Here is a 24,534-nt window from a genome sequence, read left to right as displayed (position 1 = left end):
ACCTACCTTTTTATTAAAAACACTAAAAAAGACTGATTATTTTGCATCTTTTTCGTATTTTTTAAGATTCTTAATTTCATACCAAAGAAAATTTAAAAAATAATTTGAAAACAAAAAATAAAAATATGTCTATAATTATTTGCGAAAGGAAAAGTAAAATGACTACATTTAACTCATTACGCAAGTGTACATTTTATATGACATACATGTTTATTAACACATGTATTATTTTCTTTTCAAATTTTGATTTTATTATTAAGTGAATTATTATTAATAACCAAAAACTAAATTTGAAAGCAATCTAGCTTTTTGCCAAAACTTTAATTCGACAAAAGGCTAAGAAGTCCGTTTTTTTTCACATAAATAAAGTCAAAATTAATTGTTATTCTTGTGGTTTATCCCAAAATTGAAACTATTTTTAATAATTTTAATTCTAAAAGCTAGCAATTAACTTTGTCGGTTAAGTGCTAGCTTTTATTTTTTAAAAGCAGCAAGAAATAACAAAATTATCTAAAAACAATTAAGGAGAAAAAAATGAAAAAACTTAAGTGACGTAAATCGCTTCTTCTCTCATCATTGACAGTTTTAGGATTAGGTGCCAGTGCTGTGCCATTTATCGCTGCTTCATGTGATGATACAAATAGTGGTGGTGGTACTGGTGGTGGTAAAACCGAAGGTGGAAGCCAAGATGGAAGTCAAAATTCACAAAACAGTGTTGAACCAAATATCGATGTAAATGATTCTTTATATAAATCTTATTCACCAGATTTACAAAGTTATTACAATGCTAAGATTTCAAAATCAAAAAGTGATGCTCTAAAATACTGACAAGGTAAACAAACAGTTGCAAGTCTTAAAAAATGATCAACAAGTTATAACACTGATGCTCCAAACCGTGCCTTCATATATGAAGGTTCAAGAGGATATGGTTCATTAGGAAATGCTGCAAGTCTTTCAGAAACATCAACATTATTGGTTCGTATGCAAGGTTTAAATCAAGCAACGTATGAAACAAAATTAGTGATTGATGATGGTAAACCAACTACTCAAATTTTGATTGCTCGTCCTTCATACTGAAGATATACACTTGATGGTGCAAAGGCCATTTTAGTTACTAAAAACGATGGTTCAGTAGTTGTTTTCGACAATGATGAAGTAGATTCAATTGATAAACAAAAACCAGTAATGTTAGCAGATGGTATTCATTTTAGATACATGGATAACCAAGCAACTTCAAGTAATGATCGTTCAATTAACTCACAACACTTCAAAGATGTCTTAAAAGACGCAAAAAGTATGCAATTCGTTGTTCGTGAATATGCTTGAGTAGATGGTGATGGTAAAGATTCAGGAACTAAAACAAAAGCCGAAGACTACTATGTAAGTTTTGTTCGTACTGTTGCTAATTCAAAAGGGTTCAGACTAGAAAATGGTGGAACTGAAAGTTTAGACAAAATCATCAATGAAATCTCAACAAGAATGGGTTCTCCAGACATTTATGGTGAAAAATCAAAATATCCAAATGCTTACATCTACCAAGCCTTCGGAATTGACTTATCAGCACTATTGGATAAATCAAAAGCTATAACCAAAACACAAACATCTGAAGCTCAGTACAATAATTTAGATGCTTATACTTTCAGTCTTGTTGATGGAGCAACAGAGTCTAATTTCTATGGTTTATTTGAACAAGTTGCTAAATCATTTGAATGATCAGCGGCACCTAGTGACTGAATCAAGCAAAATACCAATAATATTGATGCTAGTTCTCCATATTGAGGAAATCTTGAGAGTGATGAAAAAACTCAATTAGAAAGTGCACTAAAAGATTCTCAATACAATAGTCTTGCAAAAGAAGCAGGAATTTACTGATATGGAATTACTCCAAAAGCTACTTTATACTCAGGACGTTACTTACCAACAAAAACAATTAACTCAACTGAACTAAGAAAAAACCATTCATACTGAAATCAAAATTGAGTAAATTCAGGATTAACAATTGATACAATCGTTGAAAATTACAACTTAAGTCAAAACCCTGAAGCATTCAAAGTCCAACAATACAACCAATACAAAGAAGGAAGTACATCAGCAATTTCTTATTCTTCTTTAACATCGGCACAACAAAGTGAATTTACTAAAGACATTTGAGGTTACAGATATAACCAATCAAGAAACTTAAAAACATGAGTGGCTCGTGATCTTCTTTCAGCATTCCCAACTAATCTATCTTCTTTAGTAAAAGATTTAAAATCAGACAAAAAATACACTGATCAAGTGCCAGGATGACAAGCTAAATACCCTTACAATGATGCATATGCAAAATTAATGTACGGTGCTTCATTAGAAGATATTGCTAATGGAAATGTAAAAGATGTAACATCATTTATCGCTGGAAGTGGTTTAGAATTCAGAACATTAACTAATGCTGCTTTAAACTGAAGAAAAATAGCATTTACTGTAAGCCCTAATGCTCGTGAATGATTAGTTCGTTTTGCGCAAGATACACCTTTTGGTGGAACAAACCAAGCCGAATGAGCAGCTAAAGATGAAGTCACTCCACGTGATAAATATAATGAAATTAACGCATTGTATGCAGTTGATAAAGACGGAAACAAATTAGGTTTAAATGATGACAACTCATCAATCACTCCAAAAGACAACGAAAATGCAATTCTAAAAGTTTCAGATGACTTAGATCAATACAAATCAGCTGCTTATGACAAAGTAAAAGTGGCGATAAAAGCATTGTTGGACAAATTCTATGCAGAAAATAATCTATCAAATGATGTAAAAGTAAGTTGAGAATTAATTTATCCATATTCAAATATTTCGGCTAACGACACTAAATTGTACGAAAATGTGCAAAAAACTTTGAACTCACTAGATTCTCGTTTAGATGTTAAATTCAATGCTACAATTGGAAACTGAACTGAAGTGCAATATCCAAAACTTGTAGCAGCAGGCCTTGACATTGTAGGATGAGGATACGACTACCAAACAATAGGTTCAGGATTTGACGCTTACTCATGAATGGGTTCATTGTTACCAACACTATATGAAATTGCAACTAAACCAGAATTACAAACTAGCTTGCAAAAAGCATTCCCTCACTTAGTTGAACTATCAAAAGAATTGAAAAAATTCTATGATAACAATAAATCTAAATTCAACAATCTTTTAGATGCAGATAAATGATGAAACACTGCGCTAAAAGAAGGAAGAGATTATTACTCAAAATTCGGTGACAATATTTGAACTTTCTCATACCAATTCTGACAAAATATTAATAGTACAAGTACAAATGAAAAATTACTAGCACTTGCAAATGAAGTGTCAGTATTCACTGGACCTTCACTTGATGGAAATATGGTAACAGCACGTTCAGCCTTTATTCCATACTTAGCATCAATTCAATATGACATTCCAAGAGTTGGGACAGACTACGTATACATTGCAGATTACAAACTAAATAAATAGAAAATGACTCGTTATATTTTAGAAAGAATAGGTTTTGCACTCTTAACCTTATTTCTAATTTCTTTAGTTTCGTATGTTTTAATGGCAGCTTTTTCACAAGAAAACCCATTTTTAACTTACGCTCAATCCAAAAACATTAGTCCAGTAGCTGACTATGTTAAAGCACAAGAAATTAAATATGGTTGAAACTTACCTATTATTGTTCGATTTTTCAAATATTTAGGGGGGATTTTTAAAGGTGATTGAGGTGCAATTTATAACCCTGATATAGCAACCAAGTTAGGAATGGAAAATAGTACAATTCCAAAACTATTCTTTGTTCCTTTAGTTTACTCGATCCGTATTTCATTACCAGCCTTTTTTATTAGTGCAATTATCGGAATAGGGTTAGGAACTTTATCAGGATACAAAAGAGGTACACTAACCGACAGTATCATCAATACTTTTGTACTTATCTTTATTGCATTGCCTTCATTCATCATCGCCCCACTAGCAATCAATTTAGCCGTTAAATTAGGTTTACCTTCACGGGTATTCTTAGAAAAGGACGGCTTTTCTCAGTCTAGACAGATTTTGTCATATTTAACCCCAATCATCATTGTTATTCTAGGTTCACTAGCAACTTATACTTCATATACTCGAAATCAAATTATTACTGTTTTAACTTCAAACCATGTTTTAATCGCTAAAACTAAAGGTTTGAGTAATTGACAAATTTTCTGAAAACATGTTTTAAGAAATATTTCCATTCCGTTGTTTTCAATCATTTTTCCATCATATATTGGTTTATTAACTGGTTCGATTGTTATTGAAACGTACTGAAGCGTGCCAGGAACATCACAAGTTATTATTAACTCATTCCCTAAAGGTGAAATCAATATTGTGATGTTTAACATTGTATTCTTTACATTCTTATCAGTCTTTACTGAAATTATTGTTGATGTCAGTTATGTAGTTCTAGATCCAAGAATTAAATACGCATCAGCTTCAAAATACAACTATTTAGGTTACCTAAAATCTTGAAATGAAAGAAGAAGAATCTTCAAATCAATGCAATTAGAAATTAGCGAAGGAGGACAAAGTGAAAGCGGCAGAGTTTAATAAAAAATACAAACTGAGTAATGAATTAAACGAAAAAATTCATTTTGTTGACCCTAATAAACGTAAAATCATTTCAAATATTGCTGGTAAGCCCAAAAAAATCGTTATTGAAATCTTCAAACGTTTCTTCAAGAACCCTTATGTAGCGTTTTCATTCTTTATTTTTGTTGCTTTATTGTTGTGTGCTTTTATCATTCCAGCAACATCGCAATATCAAGCAAATAAACCAGTCACCGGTGATAACTTAGAATTTATTAAATTTTTACCACCTAACAACAGTCCGATAACAACTCGTAATGTTACTTTAACTCCAGGTTCAGGAGCAGAAGCAGTCAGTGATCAAGTTTTTGCTACTTACTTAAGAATTAAAGACTTAGTAAGCAAGGATGACACTCCAGAATATGTAAAAGATTATTTCCAAATCTTGTTAAATTCTTCATCATTTTCACAAATTGGAGAATCAGTTCAAGTTGCCTTTACTTACAATAGCTATCAAATGTATCAATCTTATGTTGTTTACGCAAAATTATTTGCTTATTTAAGTGAAAATAACAGCAATTTCCCAGCTCAAGATGTTTTCGCTTCTTGAATAAACTCAGCACCAAAAGTTAATTCGATTTTAGGAACTGATGTTTACGGAAGAGATGTTTGAACAGCTTCTTGATATGCAACTGCTGAATCAATCAAAATTGCTATTTTAACCGCTATCGTGCAAACCATTATTGGAGTATCAATTGGAGCTTATTTAGGTTTCAAAGCAGGAACAAGAATTGATACCATAACAATGCGGGTAATTGAAATTATTCTTTCACCACCTTCATTAATTTGAATGCTACTATTCGTATCAATTTTAGGAGTTAACAACTGAGCTTTAATCTTGTCACTAATCATTACTGGTTGAGCATGACCAGTTTCTTCAACAAGAATGTTTATTATTACTGTTAAAGATGAAGAATACATTACAGCTGCAAAAAGTATTGGTGCTTCGACCACAAGACAAGTATTCATTCATGCACTACCAGCAATCTTAGGAAAAATTGCTAACTCATTTGTTAAAAGAATTCCGTCAATCATCTTGTCTCTTGCTTCACTTGCCTTCTTAGGTTTCTACAAAGACAACAACAATGTTAACTTAGGACAATTATTAATTGATGCAACACCACAAATTTCAAATAACTTCTGAATCTTATTATTGCCTTCATTAATCCTTCTAACTCTATCACTTTCATTGCATTTCATTGCTATCGGAGTACACGATTCACTCGATCCGCGTATAATTAGTGCGAATAAAAAATAGAGGTTTTTATGTCAAAAAGTAAAAAAGTCGTTTTAGACGTTGAAAATTTATCAGTCAGTTTTCGCACTGGTAAGAAAAAAATCTTAAACATCATTCGCGGTGTTGATTTAAAAATTTATGAAGGACAAATTGTTGGATTAGTTGGTGAATCAGGTTCAGGAAAAAGTGTTACATCCAAAAGTTTAATTAATGTTAATGGTAAAACTATTTTTAAAGCTGACAAGGCAATGGTTGAAGATGTTGATTTATTGAGTCTAAAAAAAGATAAAAGTTGGCAAAAAGTGCGTGGTTCAAAAATTGGTTATATACCTCAAGACCCACTTACTTCGTTAAATCCAACTCGTAAAATCGGGAAACAATTACTTGATGCCTTAAATCACAATAGTGAGTGAAAAAAGGCTTCTTATGCTGCCAAAAAAGATTATTTAATTGGCTTGTTGAAAAAATTTGGTCTAAGAAATGCAGAAGAAATTTTCTACATGTATCCACACACATTAAGTGGGGGGATGAAACAAAGAATTGTTATCACAATGGTGGTTGCTTTAAAACCAAAAATTATTATTGCTGATGAGCCAACAACCGCTCTAGATCCTACTGTTCAGGCTTCAGTATTGGCATTATTTAATGACATTAATCGTGAGTTTGGAATATCAATTATTTTAATTAGTCACAACATTTCAGTAGTTGCTAAATTCTGTGATTACATTTACGTAATGTATGCAGGAAGAGTAGTTGAACGAGGAACTAAAAAAGAAATTTTCACTGACCCACGTCACCCATATACTTGAGCATTAATTAGCGCAGTACCAGAAAATAAAGAACAACGTCTTTACTCAATTAAAGGTACTCCACCTGATATGGCTAATTTATCGTTAGGTGATCCATTTGCACCACGTAATGACTATGCTTTAGAGATTGATTTTATTAAAGAACCACCTTTAATCGAAGTCAGTCCTACTCACTCAGCTGCGACTTGATTATTGCACCCAGATGCACCAAAAGTTGAGCTTAATCCTGATTTAGTAAAACGTTTAGAATCATTTAGAAAGGTTTTTGAAGATGAACAAAGATAAGCAAAAAGTTGTTTTAGAAATAGACAATCTAAAGAAATATTTTATTCATGGTTCAAACGTTAACAAAGCAGTAGATTCAGTATCTTTCAATGTCCATGAGTCAGAAATTGTTGGTTTAATCGGAGAGTCTGGTTCAGGTAAAACAACTGTTGGACGTTCATTAATGCGTCTGTATGATGATTACAACGGGTTCGTTCGTTTAGATGGAAGAATAGTTAGTGGTCGCAAAATTAGCCGTGATACTGAAAAGTTTCTGCGTCGTAATGTACAAATGATTTTCCAGGATCCACATGCTTCTCTAAATGGACAAAAAAACATTTTCTCAACACTAAAAGAACCACTTGTAGTAAATGGAATTATGCGTGAGAAAATGAAGGATCTATTCAGTGACTGAAGACACGTTAAGAAAAATTTCCGTTACACTTTTAAATCATTAGCACAAGAATATGAAATCATTAATTTAAGTTCATTCAATAATATTGCTAAAGATTTTGTTGTTGAGTGAGAAAATAAATTCAATAATTTAACTTTTGACAGTCAACTTTCAAATGAAGATAATTTCAATCAATACTTTGCATTTTTAGAAGAAAAGCAAAGCATGGAGACTGAAGTTATCAACACCATGTACTCAAATACAAACAAATTGATTGACTTTTATTACCAGAAACAAAAAGACTACCGTGAAGACAATATCGACTTAGATGAAATTGAATTACGCAATGCTTTAAAAAATTACAACAATGCTAAACTAGGTCTTCGTTACACAAACGAACAAGTTAAACTTTACCATGAGTATAAAAATGTTAGATCTCAGTATAAAGCACTCAAAAAAGAACACAGTGAGTTTTTAAAAGTTTCTAAAAATGCTTTTACAAATTATATTTATGAGTTCAAAAATGAAAAAAACATGCTAAAGAACTCACGTTTGCTTTCGACAAATTTAGATTTTTATATTTATAACCTAAAAAGAGAATTAATTAATTCAAAAGCAAATGAATTTCTAAAAGAAGTGTATCCTGAACTGAAATACTTAGAGTTTGAACAAATCAAAGCCTTAATTAAACACTTACGTGAATACATGGTTGGTTTTTATAGAATTAAACTGAATGTTGAATACTCAAAACAAGCAAAACAATTGTTACAAGAAACTATTGATTCTGAGTTTAATTTCAATATCGATGAGTATCTAAAACAGTCCAAAACCAATAAAGCTAACTTTGATAAAAGATTTAAAGACATCGAAAGCCAAATTGCTTTCTATATTGAAAATTTGGCACCTAAAACTGTTGATAAAGCACAAGCTAAACAAGATTTAAATAAAGCAAAACAAAGACTTTCACTGGCTGAAGATAGCTATCAAAAACGTTATATTCAACATGTTAGTGAAAGAAAAGAATTAATTGCAGCAACTGAGGCTAAAATTGTTGAAATTAATGAAACTTACTATGCTTTAAGAAAACAAATTAAAGAATTAGTTAAAAGATTTAAATCAGTGCACAAAAATTTCATTCAATATCTAAAAAATCAAGAAGTTGCTAGTAAAAAAGCAGCTAAAAAACAACAAAAATATGAAATTATTTCTTTCAATACAGTTGTTAACGCTAAATTAGAAACTCAAAAATCATTTGCTATTGAGTATCGCTACTTGGTTAAAGATATTCACAACATTGACTTACTACTAGGAATAAACCATAATTTAGTAGACATCATTTTCAAAGACAAATATCCAAAATTGCGTTTTTTCTATGCAAATTACATTTTTGCTCCTTTTGCTTGAATTAGATTAAAGAATCTTTTCTATAAAACAATAATTTACAAAGCTTTAGAAGATGTTGGTTTATTAAAACAATTTGCATATCGTTATCCACATGAATTTAGTGGTGGGCAAAGACAAAGAATCGTTATTGCGCGGGCATTGATTACTCAACCAAAAGTAATTATTGCTGATGAACCAATTGCTTCACTTGATATTTCAATTCAGGCTCAAGTTGTTAACTTGTTAAAAGATTTATGTAAAGAAAAAAACATTGGACTAATATTTATCGCTCACGACTTGTCAATGATTGAATACATTGCTGATAAAGTGCAAATTATGCACCTTGGGAAAATTGTTGAATCAGGTGACACTGAACAAATTTATGCTCACCCAGTGCACCCTTACACAATCAATTTATTCAAAGCGATTCCAAAAATTTCCAATGCAAATGAAAAATTTGAAAATGTAAGTTTCGAACTAAATTACTTAGAACAACAAAAATTCCCTAACGTTCCGAAAACTTGACAAATTGGTCAAAATCACTTCGTTTACGGAACTAATCAACAAGTTCATGAGTGAACTAAAGAAATTAGTGATGTTAAAACTTTAAAACTAAATAGTGATGATGATAGTTATTTTGAAGAATTAATTTTAAGCAACGAAGAAAAGAACAATGACAAATAAAGAAAGATTAACTTTTAAGCAACGATTTTCAAGTTATATAAAAAGAGGTTTCAACACTGGAACAATCATCTTCTTAGTTGTCAACGTAATAGTTTTTTTGACTTTCTTTTTAATATTATTTTTCCGTTACCGTACTCAAGCTGAACAAAACAAAATTGCTTTAACAACACTAAAGATTTGTGATGCTTTAACCGTAGCTAATATTATGGTTTTTTCATTAAATATTCTTGCCTTGATTGTTAGAAGAGGATTTGGAAGAGGAATTATTCGTTTTTTCCGACAAACCTTTAATGGTATGAAATATTACAAAGACGATGATACATTTCGCAAATCACAACAAAGAAAACATAATAATAGCTTTAATGATGATTATTATGATGCCTTACGAAATCAGAAAAACCAGCAACCAAAAGAAATTAGTTCTAAAGATCCCATTAGTTGAAAAAGTTCATCTTTTATATTCGTATTTCTTATCTTGTTAACTATTATTTTACAAATCATTTTAATACCTTTTATGGTTAGATAATTTTGTTCCTGACTAGGGTCGAATAATCAGACTCTAGTCAGTTTTTTTTATCTTCAAAAGGTGTTAAGTAAAATTGCTTGACACCTTAACAAAATATGCTATAATTTGTTTTATTAAAAACACATCACATTATTATGAAAGGAAAACGCTATGGTTAAATTAAGACTAAAACGTAATGGAAAAAAATTCCAAGCTATTTATAAAATTGTTGCTGCCGATGCTCGTTCACCACGTGATGGACGTTTCATCGAAGAAGTAGGTTTTTACAACCCTCACTCAAAAGAAGTTGTATTAAACAAAGAATCTCTAACTAAATGATTAAACCAAGGTGCTCAACCAACCGACACTGTTAGAAAACTTCTAAAACACGACAATTTCTACGCTGAATACACAAAAAACCGTAAATAATCAGTATGAAAATTAATATTTTGACTTTGTTTCCGAAATTTTTCGAAAATTTCGTTCAAGAATCAATTATTGCAAGAGCAATCAAATTAGGTCACTTGGAAATCAATATTATTGACTGAAGACAATTTTCAAAAGATAAACACCAAAAAGTAGACGATGAAGTTTATGGCGGTGGCCAAGGGATGTTGTTGCAAGTGGAACCATTAGATTTAGCGTTGCAAACAGTTGGTGGTAAAAAGATTCTTCTTTCACCACAAGGAAAAGTTTTCAATCAACAAAAAGCTCGTGAATTTGCTAAAGAAAATGAAATAACACTAATTGCCGGACATTATGAAGGTTTTGATGAAAGAATTCTAAATTTTGTCGACGAAGAATTAAGTATTGGTGATTATGTATTAACTGGTGGCGAAATTCCGGCTATGATTGTGGCGGATGCTATTGCTAGACTTGCACCGGGAGTTATTAGAAAATCATCACATTTAGAAGAAAGTTTCGAAGGTGATGGCTTGCTAGATTATCCACAATACACAAGACCAAGAGTTTACAAAGGTTTTGAAGTACCAGAAGTACTGTTAAGTGGTGACCATAAAAAAATTGAAGCTTGAAGACAAAAAGCAAAATATGAAAAAACATTAAAAAATCGTCCAGATATAATTGAAAGGTTAAAAAATGAGTAGAGCAAAATTATTAGAAATTGTTGAACAAAAACAATTAAGAAGCGACTTACCAGAAATTAGAGAAGGATACAATGTTCGTGTTCACGTTCGTATTAAAGAGGGAGATAAAGAAAGAATTCAAGCTTTTGAAGGTCTAGTTATTGCTTTAAGCGGAACAGGAACAGCTAAAACATTTACAGTTCGTAAAAACTCATACGGAATTGGTGTTGAACGTGTATTCAACTACAACTCACCTCTAATTAGCCACGTTGAAGTGTTACGTAAAAACAAAGTTAGAAGAGCAAAACTATACTACATGAGAGAACTTAAAGGTAAAGCAGCAAGACTTAAAGAACTTAAAAACACAAAATAATCGTGAGTGTTTTTGATTGCAAATCAAGCAAAGCCACTGTGCTTTGCTTTTTTATTTAAAGAACAAATAAAAAGTCGCAAGCGCGACTAAATTTACAAAAAGACACAAAAACAACCAAAAAAGACTGCTAAATTATCTTCTCTTGTGAAATTAATCCATTTTTTGATAGGTAGTCGTTTCTTTTTGATATGAATTTCTTAAGCTCATTATTAAGTTTGCTATGTTCTATTTGCTTGTAAGGCTCTAAGTATGTTGCTATACGTTCATTTTTAGCTATAGTGTCATCTAGTATTACTTGATTGCCATTTTCAGCATCGAATGTAAATTTATATCCGTCAAACATTTTATGAACAGTAGCATCTAGATTAAGAAAGTTATATTTGTTTGATATATCAGATAAAATGTTATTAATTTCTTTTTCTAACTTACTCCTTTTTCAGCTAGTGTTTTGATGTGCGTATTCAATAGCATCTCTTTTGATTCAACTAACATTATAGATGTGTGCTTTTTCAATAGCTTCTACAGCAAAATTTTCAAATACAAGTCACTCTGATGTTTTGTCTCTATATTGTGCTCTTTGTTTTTTTGCTTCATCTTTAATGTATTGAATGAATCAATAGTACTTTTCACTCTTTTTTAAAGTCTTTTCACGTAACATTTTAATTTCTATGTCTTTTTGGTTTTTTAGTGATTTATCATACTTATTCAATAGTTTTATCAAGTTGTACAAAAATTCACAATCGGATTTAATGTATTCTAAAAAATCATTGAAAGATTCAACATTATTTTCTCTAGTATTAATTGTTAAAAATTCATTTAAATTTTGGTACTTAAAGTCATCGGTATCCAGAAAAATTGAGTCAAAAGCTAATGCTGGATTGATTATTGTGAAGTTATCTTTTTTACTTGGGAGACTTACAATTTCAGAAGAAGATGGATTTGTAACAGAACCCCCAGGATTATTTCCTTTAAACAGGTAAATTAGACCCTTCAAAGTGCAACCATCTTCAAAATAATTGTTGTTAACATAGTATTCAAGCGATTTTAACTGCTCGTCATCAAGAGTCTTGATAAGCTTGGCTTTTCTGTCGGGTCTCTCTTGAATTTTGAAACCAAGTCTTTCTTCTAATAGTTGTTTTCTGTGTCTGAAATTCTTAGGATTAGTTTTGAAGTGAGAAGGAGTTGTATACAAGTCAATTTGAGCTTCTAGAAAGTTAGCATATCATGTCTTGATATAAAGAAACTTAGTGTCAAAAACAATATATAAATCGAACAGTACTTTTTCGCCTCTACTTCTTTTATTAATGTATGACTTAGAACACAAAGGAATTTTAAAGATTCTAGTGTTTTTGTCTATTTTAAACATTTTAGTATTTGGCTAAAAAGTTGTTCTAAAACTTCAACACAAATTGAATTTCCACATGTGTAAATCATTTTTGTTTCAGAAACTAAATCACTGCTTTTTACTATCTGTCAGTCACGCTTTTCGAATCCCATATACTCGTAAGCTTCCTGAGAGTTAATTACCTTAAGAATTTTAGATCTTTCAAAATAGAATTTTAATCTGGCATTAGCACCAGAAGCAGTCAATGTAGGTCCTTTATTAATTGGCTTATAAACGTATGATTCTGAGTTAAATTCAGTGTAATTTAGTAGTCTTGCCTTAGTTATATTGTTGGCTGTTGTTACAAAATCAGTCATTTCATATTTTTGTGCTAAATTAAGGCGTTTATCATTGCTCTTGACTGCGCGAATGATATCTTTTAAACTTTTACCATTTTCAACTTTTTGAGGAAATTCAAATTCTTCTGATAATTTATCTTTCAGGATTGAAATAGCAAAAACTCTTTCGCGATTTTGAGCACTACCCATATCAGCGGCATTAATTACTTTTCAATAACTTTTATAACCTAATTTCTTGAGTGTGTTCAGTCAATCTTCAAATTGGTGAATAAATTTTTGTGAAGCTAGCGCTTTAACATTTTCAAGTACTAACACTTTTGGTAAACGATCCTTATTTTGTTTTAAAATTCGTTCGACCTGGTATAACAGACCACTACGAGTTTCCTTAGTTAAACCTCGTTGTTTACCTTGCTGGCTCAAGTCCTGACAAGGAAATGAATAAGTGAAAATGTCAATTCCTTCCGGTAAGGTTTGAAATTTCGAAATATCAGTGTTACTACTTGCTTGTTTGTCTTTTTTGAAACCATATTTTTGATGAAAGTAATCATTGTTAACATACGAATATAAGTAAGGAAAAATTGATGCCAACTTTTGTTCATTCATTTTCATAAAATAATTATTACCAACTGGCTTTTTGCTATCGGCACTAAAAGTATATTGTGCTAAAAGATTAGCCATTTGTTCGTGGCTATATTTTGTTTCTTTTTTTAGTTTTCCATAATGAATTAGTTGATATGAAATAATAGCATCAATGTATCAATCGATTGTTCCTAAATTGATTACTCTATACTTAGATTGCCTTTTAGAGAGAGAGAGAGAGAGAGACGCGCTCAAGCGCTCTATATTGGCTTCCTATTCCAGCGAAAGCCTCAAATAGTGTAATTTCCTTTTTCATGTCTAAAGTATTATAACGAAACGATATACAAAAACAACGATACCCGGCGTTCGATATTAACAACTAATTATCATTTTTAACTTCATAAGTAAAACAACACAAAAAATGTTTTTGAATTTATAATTTTAGTAATTCTAAGGAGGTATGTATGAATGAAAAAAATGAACTAATTATGACAATTGATAAATCATACATAAATAATGAAAAAGACGGTTTTATTTTAATTGTTGAAAATAACAAATTAATTGCTTATCGTCAAAAAATTCCTTTTAAATTCCGTTTAGTTTTAAATGATATTGATGAAGTGGTTCAATCAGTTTTTGTAACTAATAAATACTTAGTTAGCGTCGAGATGAATAACGTTAAAACTATTGGTACAAGAGCTTTTTATCAATGTATTAATTTACAAGAAGTTAAAATGAAAAATTTACAAGAAATTGGTGTTGCTGTCTTTGAAGGTTGTGTCAGTTTGAAAGATGTTGAGATGCCAAGTATTAAGAAAATTCATGCTTCAGGGCTTTCTTACACTACACTTGAAAAACTTGATGCCCCTGCTCTTGAATACATTGATTTTTATGCCCTTGCATATTGTTACAAATTACAAGAAATCAATGCTCCTAACTTAAAACACATCGCTCCATATTCTTTATTTGAAACAAAAACATTATCAACCATTAATCTTGAAAATGTTGATTTTGTAGGTGAGTATGCTTTCGAAAACTCAAGCCTAGCACAAGCTAAATTTCCTAACATCAGTTATGTTGCTAAAAATGCTTTTACTGGTGCAAAATTCTTTAATGACAATAAATTAGACACTAAAAGCTTATTAATTTACGACAACATTTTAGTTGAATCAAAACAAGAAGTAAGTGAGTTAATCTTAGGTTCTAACATTCGTCTTATTGCACAAAAAGCCTTTTATTTCGACAATAAAATAAATAAAATTAGTGCTGAAAATGTACTTTTTGTAAACGATTTAGCCTTTGCAAATTCTTCAATTTCAAAAATCAAAATGCCAAAAGCAAAGTGACAAAAATCCAGTCTTTTTGAAGCAAGAAAATTGAATTTTTTAACTCGTTTAAAATTCAAATTTAAAGACGCAAAAGTGTTTGAAAAACCAGAAAATTAAACCAAAAAAAGACTGAATTTTTTCAGTCAAAAAAACCGGTCAAAAAACTCAAAAAAACAGTATTTTTCCGCATTACAAGCAATATTGCTCGCATTTTTTTTTTTTTTTGCAAAGCCGACAAATTTATTTAAATATGTAGTAAGATTTTTAGAAATCTTGTTTTTACAAAACAACAAATTAAGGAAGTGATTTTTTATGGAACAAAGAACAAGCCAGGAAGTTGCTAAAAGCAACTCAGAAAGCAAAAATAAAGAAAAAAAGCCAATGACTAAGGGGCAAAAAATTTGACTAGCGATAGCAATCATTTTGACTTTGCTTCTGCTTTTGATTTTGTGTGTTGAAATCGCTTATCTAGCAGACTTTATTCGTTTCAATAACACTGATGCAAATGGTTTGCTTTTAACTAAAGCACAAAGAGTAAATGGAATTTTTGGATTTTTTAAAAATAACTAATCATCAAAACTAAGGAGAACAAGTATGAAAAACAAATTATTAAATTCAATGATAGCCTTGGGTACTGGAACTGTAGCTGCTGTTGGTCTTACTACTGCACTACTTTTGGTAAAACAAAGTTCTGTTGAAGAAGTTAATTATGCAAAGAATAACAACATTTACCAAGCAATGGAAGATGAAATTAAGAAAACTCAAGTCGAGTTGGCTGAAAACAAAAATCTAAGTGATGACAACAAGCAAAAAATTAGTGACTTAGTACAAAGAGCATCAGAATTTGTAAAACAGAAAGATTCTGATGTTGCGCAAATGTATCGTCTTAAAAATGAATTATCTCAGTCAGTAAAAAAAGCAAAATTTGAATCTGTTGTTGCTAATAAAGAAGCTACAAAAGAACAAATTCAAGCATCATTAGACGAATTAGCATCACTAGTTAAAGATAATGAATTAAAGGCAAAAGTTACATCACTTTATGACAATGTAAAAAATAATGACGCTAATGATTTTGATTTTGACAATTTCTATGCCAATTATGATGCATTGCTACAAAAAAGTAATGAATTTTCAGATCAATTAGAACAACAATTTTATGAACTAATTGAAAAAGATATTTACAACGATAATTTCTTCAAAAACTCAACTGACAAAAATAATGTTTTCCAAGCTCTAGACACAATTAAAAATGAAATGGCTAACCCAAATACTAGCCGTGACTTTGCACAAACTTTAAACAATATTTTCAACCAAGTTCTAAGAAATGCAGCAAGCAGTACTCAGGATGCTTTAAACACTTTATCAAAAGAAAACATTGACTCAATCAATACTAAATTTGATGCATTAGTTAAAGAAATTCAAAGTGCACAATTAGACGAAGCAACAAAAGACTCGTATATTAAACAAGCTTCAAGCTTCAAGCAAGCAATATTTGATTCATATGCCAAAATTCCTGCTAACAACTTAACAGTTAAAGAAGATATTAATGACTTTATTGACACAAGTTTTTCAAAAATCAGTGCTAATTTCTTGTCACAAAATGATTTAAAACAAGCCATTCAAACTCTACAACAATATTTTGCTAACAACGCTCAAAACTATGGAATCTTAACAAATTGAGTAAATGACAACATTGTCAATGTAGACATACAAAATCCAAGTGTGCAACTTTATAACCAATTGCAAGACAAAAAAGTTTTATTCAACCTTGCTTGACGTTACACACAAAAACTTCATGAAGTCTTAGAAAACGCTAAAGATACTAATTTAATCACTTTAGAAGATTTTGAAAAACTTGCAAATGACCAACTACTAAAAACCAATGTTGATAATATTGGTGATTTTATTACTAACCTTTCAAATGTGTACAATAATTTAATCAGCACTATTGCTTATAATCAACAACTAGTAAATGAAATCAAAAAATTACAAGATCAAGTAAAAACATCAATCAAAAACGAAGAATTCACTGGCTTAAATGTTGAAGATAAGCAAAAACTTACTTCATTAGATAATTCAATTACAAACCACTTGTCTGTTCCACAAACTATTGAAGCGAATACCAAATTTTTAGCAAGTGCAATTGAATCATTGCGCGCTATTAACAAAGATGAAATCAAAAACTTGGTGCTAAATTTAAAAGCTATTCAAAACGATATTCCTGACGTTTCAATAAAACAAAATGTTCAGACGTTTGTTAATAAATGAGAGTTAAATGATGTTTATTTAGTTACAAGTCTTTACGATGGTGCTACTCGTCAAGAAATGCAAAATGATATTAATTGAGCGCAAGAAACTTTATTAAACCAAGAAGCTGCTATTAGTAGTGCAAAAGTGCAAAAACAAGTTGAGGATGCCAAAAAGACAGTTAATGATAAATTTGGTGACAATTCAAATGGTGGCAAAGAAAAATTACTTAACTTATTAGATGCTTTAAAAGCGAAAGCTGATTTAATTTCAAAAAATAACGATTTAACTTTAGAACAAAAAGAAGAACAGCTAAAAGCTATTGAAAAACAAATAGAATCAGTAACTACCAATCTTGATAAATACAAAACACTTGATGATTTGTTAAAACAAGCAAATGATTTAGTTGACAAATACAATCAAAATCCCGATCCTAAATTTAGTCAGGATATTAAAAATATCAAACAAATCATCAAACAAGCTGACGAATCATTCAGTAATCCACAAAACACTGATAAAACCATAGATTCAATTCAAAAAGCATTAGATGATGCAATCAAAAACACTGAAACAAAACAAAACCAAACCAAAGCAAATGAAATTTTTGATTCTAATTTAAAAGCAATTGTTGATGCTTTTAAAAATGCGCATGAAATTTCACAAACTCACGCAGTCGAACAATCATTTTTAAATAAACTTGACAAACTATCTCAAGATTATTCAAATGCTGAAAACGAAGAACAAAGAAACAATGTAAAAGCACAAATCGAAAAATTAAGTCAAAATGCTCCAAGTGGTGCAAGTTTAGAAATTTCACTAGCAAAATTACAACAAAGTTACGAACAAGCATCAATCAAGAAAGTTGACTTAGATAACACTGATAGCCATAAAGATTTTGATCAAGCATACCAAAAAGCAAAAGCACTTTTAGATCAGTACAACAAACCAGAAGCTTTTAATCAAAAAGAGGTTAGTGAACAAAAACAATACCAAGAAGTACAACAACAACTTGATGAAAGCAATAATGAACTTAACAAACAATTATCACTAGCTCTTCTTGATAAAAGCGAAAGAGATCTAAGTGATGCACTATATGAAGAAGATGAGCAAAATTCTCAGGAATCACCTTATAAAGAAGTAAATGAAGTAATTAAATCACTTTTAAATGAAAAAGAAAATTTACTTTCTTCTGCTGATCCTAATTTGGAACAATTACAACAATTAACAGATAAAATCAAAAAAGTTCTGCCACTTGTACAAAAATTGTCTAATGCTTTAAATTCATTAGATGATATCAACAAGGATGAAAATCCATATGCTTGGCAACATCTAAAAGATGCAATTTTAGACTCTTTACCAAGCGATAAAGATGATGATGACCAAATAAAACAAAAAATTGATAATCTAAACAATGCTCTTTCAAAAAATAAAGATTATATTGAAACAGAAAAGGCTATCAATAAAGCTAAAAATGTATACACAGATAAAGAAAAGAACTCACCAAATTTTGCTACTAAAGCTTCAGAATTAGAACAAAAGATAAATGATCTAGAAACTAAGGTTTTAAACAAAGATGCTTCAATTTTAGATCTAAAGAAAGCAAAATTGGATGCCGAAACATTGTATGACGAAGCAACAAAAGATAAAAATGATTTCTACAACAAACTAGAAGAAGTAAATTCTGAAATTTCTAAAAAAATCAATTACTTATTAAAAGATTCTTCACTGCGTGGAATCCAAGTTCCAACTCTTGAGTCTGTTATCAATCAATACAATGCCGATAAAAACTCTCCGGAATCTAACAGTGAAAATCTAAAAGCATATTTACAAAAAATGGATGACGCTTACCAAAAAGATATATTTAATGCTAAAAAAGACGAGACATTAAATAATATAAATTCTTTAAGGGAACATCCATACACTAATAATCCACTTGCTTCTGAAGTTGCTCAAAAGCTAGAAGAATATGTGCAAAATATTGTCAACAAAGCTAATGCTTTAAGCAGTTCGGATAAAGAAGAACTAAGCAAGTTAAAAGATAAATTAGATGCAATAAACTCTTTAGTGAAATCACAAAAAGAGGCTTTTGATCGTATTCAAAATCTTAAAAATCAAAATAATGATACTGATAACCAAAAAGCTGTTGATCTTGAAGATAAAATTAAACAATCACTACCATCTACAACTACAGATGAAAGTTCGCAAGAAATATTAAACAAAAAGCAAGACCTTGATAATGCAGTAATTCAAACCAAAACGTCACCAGAAAACAAAGAAGATATAACAAACAAAGTAACAGATGCTAAAAATGATTTTGACCAAGGTTCATTTGAAAATTTAGATCCTGATTTCAAACAAAAAATGGACGACCTTTTCAATGGGTTGCAAACTGATGCAAATAATATTACAAATAATGAGCAAGCTATTGAAGTTAACACTAAGTTAAATGATTTGATTGATTCAATTGATAATAGCAAGCAAATTGCTAAATTAGTTAAAGATACAAACGATTTTTATCAACAAAAAATGTCTGAAGTTGAAGATGAGAATCACGAAAAAACTCAATTGATCGAAAAAGCCTTAACCGAACTAAATAAAGCAAATGAGCAGTTAAAAGACTTATATGGTTCGAAAGATTTAAATGACAAAGATGTCTATGATTCAAAAGAAAAAATTGAAAATTTAAAATTACTAGTTGATTTAACAACAAGATTGCGTGAACTTTACCTTCTTTCTTTACAAAAAATTAATAGCATTAAATATCCAGAAGGAACTGGTAATTTTGGCTCAGCAAACGATGAGCAAGAGGCTTTTGAAGATTATGTTAATAGATTGTATTCAGGAGCAACAAGTGAAGTATTGAGTCGTGAAAACATAATTGGTTACATTGAAAAATTCAACGACATAATTAATTTATTAAACAAACAGGAAGAATTGATTACTAAGCAGCAAGAAGTAGCAGCATCAAGACTATACAGAACCGTAAAAGATGTAGTAGACGCCAAAAACATGGCTGATGCAATTTTAAGAAGTGTTCCAGTTGATGCTGTCTGAGGAAAACCTGCTATAGGCGATGTTGTTAAACCTGTTAATTACATTTTGAGTCTTCAAAAAGTTTTAGAAAACGATTTTGCAAAACTTTTGAATATTGCAAATTTAAGACAGCACATTGCTGATGACATTATTAACAGAAACCAAACTAACTTATTCGATTTAATTGAAGAACGTTATGACGAAATTTATTGAGTTGACCTAAATGAAACCGCTTCAAAACAATACATTAAGGCTTACTATGAAAACCTTTTAACTGAATTATCAAATGCTAATTTAGATTCGCTAACTAAAGCTCCTAGTGATTCAAGTTTTAGTAATTTAAACAATAAACTTGAAGAGATTAGAGCAAATGCTTTTGATAAATATGCTAATCTCTACTTCTATGAAGCAATTATGACTAATGTGAAAGCTGTAAAAGAACAAAATGATTACTTAAAAAGTCTTTATCCTGATGCTTTCACTGACTCAGAAGTTATTAAACAATACACTGAAAAACTATTTGGCTCAGCCCAAGATGTAAATCCTCCTGTTGTAGGTTTAGTAAATAAAATTACTGACAATTTATTAAATGATGACATTTCTAAAGATACACTGATTGAGTGAAGTAAAGAAATGTTAACAATCTCAGCTGCTTACATACCGGCTCTATATTATTCAAAAAACTATTATTTCACTGCATGACCACAAATCAAGTTATCAGACGAACAAAAAGCACCATTAAACGAAATAGTTGATCTAGCGTTACAAAAACTTAAATCACGACTAATTGTCAACGATCAAAATTATGATATTGTCATTCCTAGAAGACAACTAGAGTTAAAATATCTTCAATTTGTTCCTAATACTTACAAAATTGAAGTTCCAACAAATGGATCATGATCAGAATTGTATGTAAATAAAGATGCTTCTAATGCTTATACATTCAATCAAGCATTCTGAGACACATACAAATTGCAAGCCAACATCCAAATTGCTCAATCTTGATATGCACTAAAAGATACTTATGCTCAAGATGACACAATGAAAGCTGTTTTTGAAGAATTGAATCAAGCTATTCAAAGAGCAATTCAACACACAACTGAAACACTAGAACAAATCAAGCAATCAGATCCAGGCATTACTACTGACGATCAAGCAATTGTCGAAATGAGTAAAAGAAAAAATGCCTCATTCGAAGAACTAAGAAATATGCAAACAGGATTGTCGCACAAACTAAAACAAACCAAACTGGACCAAGCTAAAACCTTAGCAAACAACTTTGTAAAATTGAGCGTTTTAATGCTTCAAAATAATATTAGACCAACACTAGAATACTCAAGCGATCCAGATTTTACATACTTGTCTTCAGTTAAGGGTATCAATGATAAGGATACGTTCAATGAAATTTCTGAAAAATACAACTCATTACAACAAAAATACCAACAAAATGTCTTGAAATTGTATCAAGGTCTAAAAGCTAGAATTTATTGAGAACATAAATGATTAAAAGACTTTGCTGATTTAATAAATAGCGTCGAGGGAACATCAAAACCACAAGATTGAGAAGATTTAACTAAAGCACAATTGCTAAAAATTATGCAAGCAAGTGAAGATGATTTAAACTCACTAAACACATTCTTAAATGAGTTCAATTTTGACCTAACACAAGAATTAAGTGATGAAACCGTTAAACCAGGAAGCGACCTTTACGAAAATGTGTTTACTACTGCAGTTGATTCATACATGGCACAAATCAAATCACTTGATACACAATTACAAACACTGAATACTAAATTCATTAGTCCATTAAATAAATTAGCAAGAGAATATAGTGATTTCAAAAGTGATTTTGCCGCTAAACAAAATAATGATGCGTATGCAAATTACTTTACAACTATCTTAAAAAGCATTAATAAATATAGTGATATTGAATCAAGTCTAAATAGTTTTAAAGACGAAAGTCTAGATGCGGCCACAATAAGTGTTGTTGAAACACTTAGCTCGCTTGTTTCATCTCTAGCTAATAACGATTATACAGATACTTCAGTACAAGCTCAGTATCCACAAACTGGCGACCAAGTTCAAAAAATGAACAACGTAAAAGAAAAGCTACAAACACTAATTGGTCAAATTTATAAAAACCAAAAACAATTCAACAACCTAGTTTATGGTGCAAATGATAACGCTAATTCACTTGTAAAAATTTACAAAGACTACACTGAAACTTATTCTAATTTTGGTTTGCTATTTTCACAAGTTGTTAATAATATTAGCCCTTACAACATATACGAAAATAGCAACAATATTTCTAGTCGAAATCCAGATTTCAGTAATTTCATTAAAAATTCATATAAAGAAAAAGATGCAGTTGAAAAGTTAAAAACTGATATTTTAGCCAACTGACAAAAAGACGTTACTCCTTTCGACATGGTATTGAAAAACATTGAGAGTTCATACAATTCAATTAAGCAATTAAAAGATTGAATTGGTTACAAGGATAATCTAAATGAAATTTTTAGCTATTTAGATGTCGTTCCTGACTGACAAAAACCAAATGAAGCAAATTACAACGATATCGTTGTAAAAGAAGGAATTTGTGCTGAAGATATCGTTGAGAAATGAAATCAAGTAAATACTTCAAATGTTGAAGATCCTAATGAACCTAACCCAGAATATGACTATGCTTCTATTAAGGATAAAACTGAATTTTTAGACTTGTTCAATAAGTTCAATATTCTAAAGTCTAGTGAAAATCAGAAATTTAACCTAAATAATGTTGATGTTCAATTCTATAAAGCTAAAACTGATTCTCAATACATTAAAATATTCAACCAAACCGATGGTTTAACTAAGAAAATTAAATTTAATTTAAGGTTCATTTACAAAAAACCTGAAGGTAGTTCATCTTATCCAGGCGTAGATTACATTGCAAAATACTATGACGGTGTAACCATTTCAGTAAATACTTTGGACGAAGTTTTTATAACACAACAAAGCTTAGGTTCTAAAACAAAAGAAAAAAGCAAAATTTTCGACTGAAATAAAGCAGGTTGAAATGCACAAAATGTTATAAATAATTATGTTGGCGCATTTGCTAAATATTCACTCCTAGACATGGCAAAGCGTAATATAGACATATTTTCTTCAGAAGTAAAAAATTATGGAAATATAAACAATCCTGAATCAAGTACAAATAGCAGAGAAGATGCACAAAACGACAATTTAAAAGTAAAAGTGAAGTTAAAAGACGATTTTCTTTTAACATTACGAAAAAAAAGTCAGGCTGAACCACTATTCGATGGCGACTCATACAAACCATCTGTGTCTAGTGATGGAAATCAATATATTTATTGAACTGTTAAAGATATAAATATTAAAAAATATTCAGAATATGTTGATTATATGATTAAACTTCGTATAGCCTTTCCTATGGTAAAGGTCAAAAATTATGAAGAAGGTGAATTTAAAGATAGAGCAGTTTTAATTCTTGATTTAGATTTAGGAAATAGCCTTTATAAAAATAGTGACGAGGGAGAAACTAATCTTCTTACTGGATATATAAATGACAGCAATAATTATGTAAAAAAACCTAATACTTCTGCTAATTGAATGTTCAAAACTTATAACTTTGGAACTCTAGATGATAAAGCAACAGAAAAAACAGTACATCTAAATGATGGGACAACACAAACTTATAAAACCCAAATCAAAGCAGACAAATTAACTGAGTATTTAAATATGGCAAAGGCCGAAGATTTGTTGAATGATCTCGATGCTTTTAACACCAAACTTTTACTTAAAGATTCAATTGTGAATAATGATGAGACTTACATAAAAAGATTTGGTTATTTTACTGGCGAGAGCTTTTATTCTTTGTGACGCCCTTCACATGACAATCCAGATTTTGGGGGAGGGGTTTACGAAACTGCAATTACTCCAGAGGGTGAAATGACATCTGAAGTTTTTTCTTATAAGACAAACATCGACAAACTAGAAATCAAATTGAAATTACACTAATTTAAGAAAGGTAAAACATGACAAAATCAAGCAAAATATTATTATCACTAAGTGGAATTCTAGGTATTGCGGTTTCATCTTCAACAATTGCACTAGCTTTACAAAAGCAAGATTTTGACAAAAATAAAAATGACTTTTATAAAACTTTTGACCAGTCAAAAGATCAATTTCAAACATACAAAGATGTATGAAATTTCAGTCCAGAAGTAAAAGAAGAGTTAAATAAAAAAACTTACTAGTGCTCAAAATTATTGAAATGATGATAATAAAAATTTCAAAGAAAAAGTTACTGC

15 protein-coding genes are annotated in these 24,534 nt (G+C 30.3%); 13 read left to right on the top strand and 2 right to left on the bottom strand.

The annotated features are described in order from the left end of the window. Positions 1-534: 534 nt before the first annotated feature. The 9 genes from ACWXVN_RS02310 to rplS all read left to right on the top strand — a co-directional run bounded on the left by ACWXVN_RS02310 (position 535) and on the right by rplS (position 11,354). Positions 535-3,480, top strand: coding sequence for an OppA family ABC transporter substrate-binding lipoprotein (locus tag ACWXVN_RS02310; protein ID WP_455978990.1), 2,946 nt, complete (start codon positions 535-537; stop codon positions 3,478-3,480). A gap of 3 nt (positions 3,481-3,483) precedes the next feature. After that, complete coding sequence (locus tag ACWXVN_RS02305) at positions 3,484-4,581, top strand: ABC transporter permease (RefSeq protein ID WP_455978989.1); 1,098 nt, start codon at positions 3,484-3,486, stop codon at positions 4,579-4,581. Continuing rightward, positions 4,562-5,878 (top strand): ABC transporter permease, encoded by a 1,317-nt coding sequence (locus ACWXVN_RS02300; protein WP_455967859.1) that lies wholly within the window; start codon positions 4,562-4,564, stop codon positions 5,876-5,878. Before ACWXVN_RS02305 ends, ACWXVN_RS02300 begins: the two co-directional genes overlap by 20 nt. Before the next feature lie 8 nt (positions 5,879-5,886). Continuing rightward, entirely contained in the window at positions 5,887-6,951 is a 1,065-nt protein-coding gene (locus tag ACWXVN_RS02295) for an ABC transporter ATP-binding protein (RefSeq protein ID WP_455967860.1), read from the top strand. Next, on the top strand, positions 6,938-9,391 hold the full coding sequence (locus tag ACWXVN_RS02290) for an ATP-binding cassette domain-containing protein (RefSeq protein WP_455978988.1): 2,454 nt from the start codon (positions 6,938-6,940) through the stop codon (positions 9,389-9,391). The genes ACWXVN_RS02295 and ACWXVN_RS02290 overlap by 14 nt, the downstream gene beginning before the upstream one ends. Further along, complete coding sequence (locus ACWXVN_RS02285) at positions 9,381-9,917, top strand: hypothetical protein (protein ID WP_455978987.1); 537 nt, start codon at positions 9,381-9,383, stop codon at positions 9,915-9,917. The genes ACWXVN_RS02290 and ACWXVN_RS02285 overlap by 11 nt, the downstream gene beginning before the upstream one ends. Positions 9,918-10,067: 150 nt before the next feature. Further along, entirely contained in the window at positions 10,068-10,325 is a 258-nt protein-coding gene (gene rpsP, locus ACWXVN_RS02280; protein ID WP_438341790.1) for a 30S ribosomal protein S16, read from the top strand. A gap of 5 nt (positions 10,326-10,330) precedes the next feature. Next, on the top strand, positions 10,331-11,002 hold the full coding sequence (trmD, locus tag ACWXVN_RS02275) for a tRNA (guanosine(37)-N1)-methyltransferase TrmD (protein WP_438341789.1): 672 nt from the start codon (positions 10,331-10,333) through the stop codon (positions 11,000-11,002). Beyond that, positions 10,995-11,354 (top strand): 50S ribosomal protein L19, encoded by a 360-nt coding sequence (gene rplS / locus ACWXVN_RS02270; protein ID WP_455967863.1) that lies wholly within the window; start codon positions 10,995-10,997, stop codon positions 11,352-11,354. The genes trmD and rplS overlap by 8 nt, the downstream gene beginning before the upstream one ends. Positions 11,355-11,481: 127 nt before the next feature. On the opposite strand, the gene ACWXVN_RS02265 is transcribed toward rplS, so the two are convergent. Then, on the bottom strand, positions 11,482-12,720 hold the full coding sequence (locus ACWXVN_RS02265) for an MAG4270 family putative restriction endonuclease (protein WP_455978986.1): 1,239 nt from the start codon (positions 12,718-12,720) through the stop codon (positions 11,482-11,484). Further along, complete coding sequence (gene dcm_N / locus ACWXVN_RS02260; protein ID WP_455978985.1) at positions 12,708-13,871, bottom strand: DNA (cytosine-5-)-methyltransferase N-terminal subunit; 1,164 nt, start codon at positions 13,869-13,871, stop codon at positions 12,708-12,710. Before dcm_N ends, ACWXVN_RS02265 begins: the two co-directional genes overlap by 13 nt. 209 nt (positions 13,872-14,080) lie before the next feature. On the opposite strand from dcm_N, the gene ACWXVN_RS02255 reads away from it, so the two are divergent. The 4 genes from ACWXVN_RS02255 (at position 14,081) to ACWXVN_RS02240 (ending at position 24,480) form a co-directional block, all read left to right on the top strand. Further along, entirely contained in the window at positions 14,081-15,061 is a 981-nt protein-coding gene (locus tag ACWXVN_RS02255; RefSeq protein WP_438341783.1) for a leucine-rich repeat protein, read from the top strand. 195 nt (positions 15,062-15,256) lie between these two features. Then, a complete protein-coding gene (locus tag ACWXVN_RS02250) occupies positions 15,257-15,514 on the top strand; it encodes a hypothetical protein (protein WP_438341782.1) in 258 nt (85 codons plus the stop codon). A 24-nt stretch (positions 15,515-15,538) separates the two neighbouring features. Next, positions 15,539-24,241 carry a hypothetical protein gene (locus ACWXVN_RS02245; protein ID WP_455978984.1) on the top strand — a complete coding sequence of 2,901 codons (8,703 nt, stop codon included), beginning with the start codon at positions 15,539-15,541 and terminating at the stop codon, positions 24,239-24,241. 17 nt (positions 24,242-24,258) lie between these two features. Continuing rightward, positions 24,259-24,480 carry a hypothetical protein gene (locus tag ACWXVN_RS02240; protein WP_455978983.1) on the top strand — a complete coding sequence of 74 codons (222 nt, stop codon included), beginning with the start codon at positions 24,259-24,261 and terminating at the stop codon, positions 24,478-24,480. Positions 24,481-24,534 lie beyond the last annotated feature (54 nt).

This window comes from Mycoplasma sp. 4044 (genome assembly GCF_053851695.1).
The sequence above is the reverse complement of the archived record's forward strand: the minus strand, read 5'-3'. Positions and strand labels throughout refer to the sequence as shown.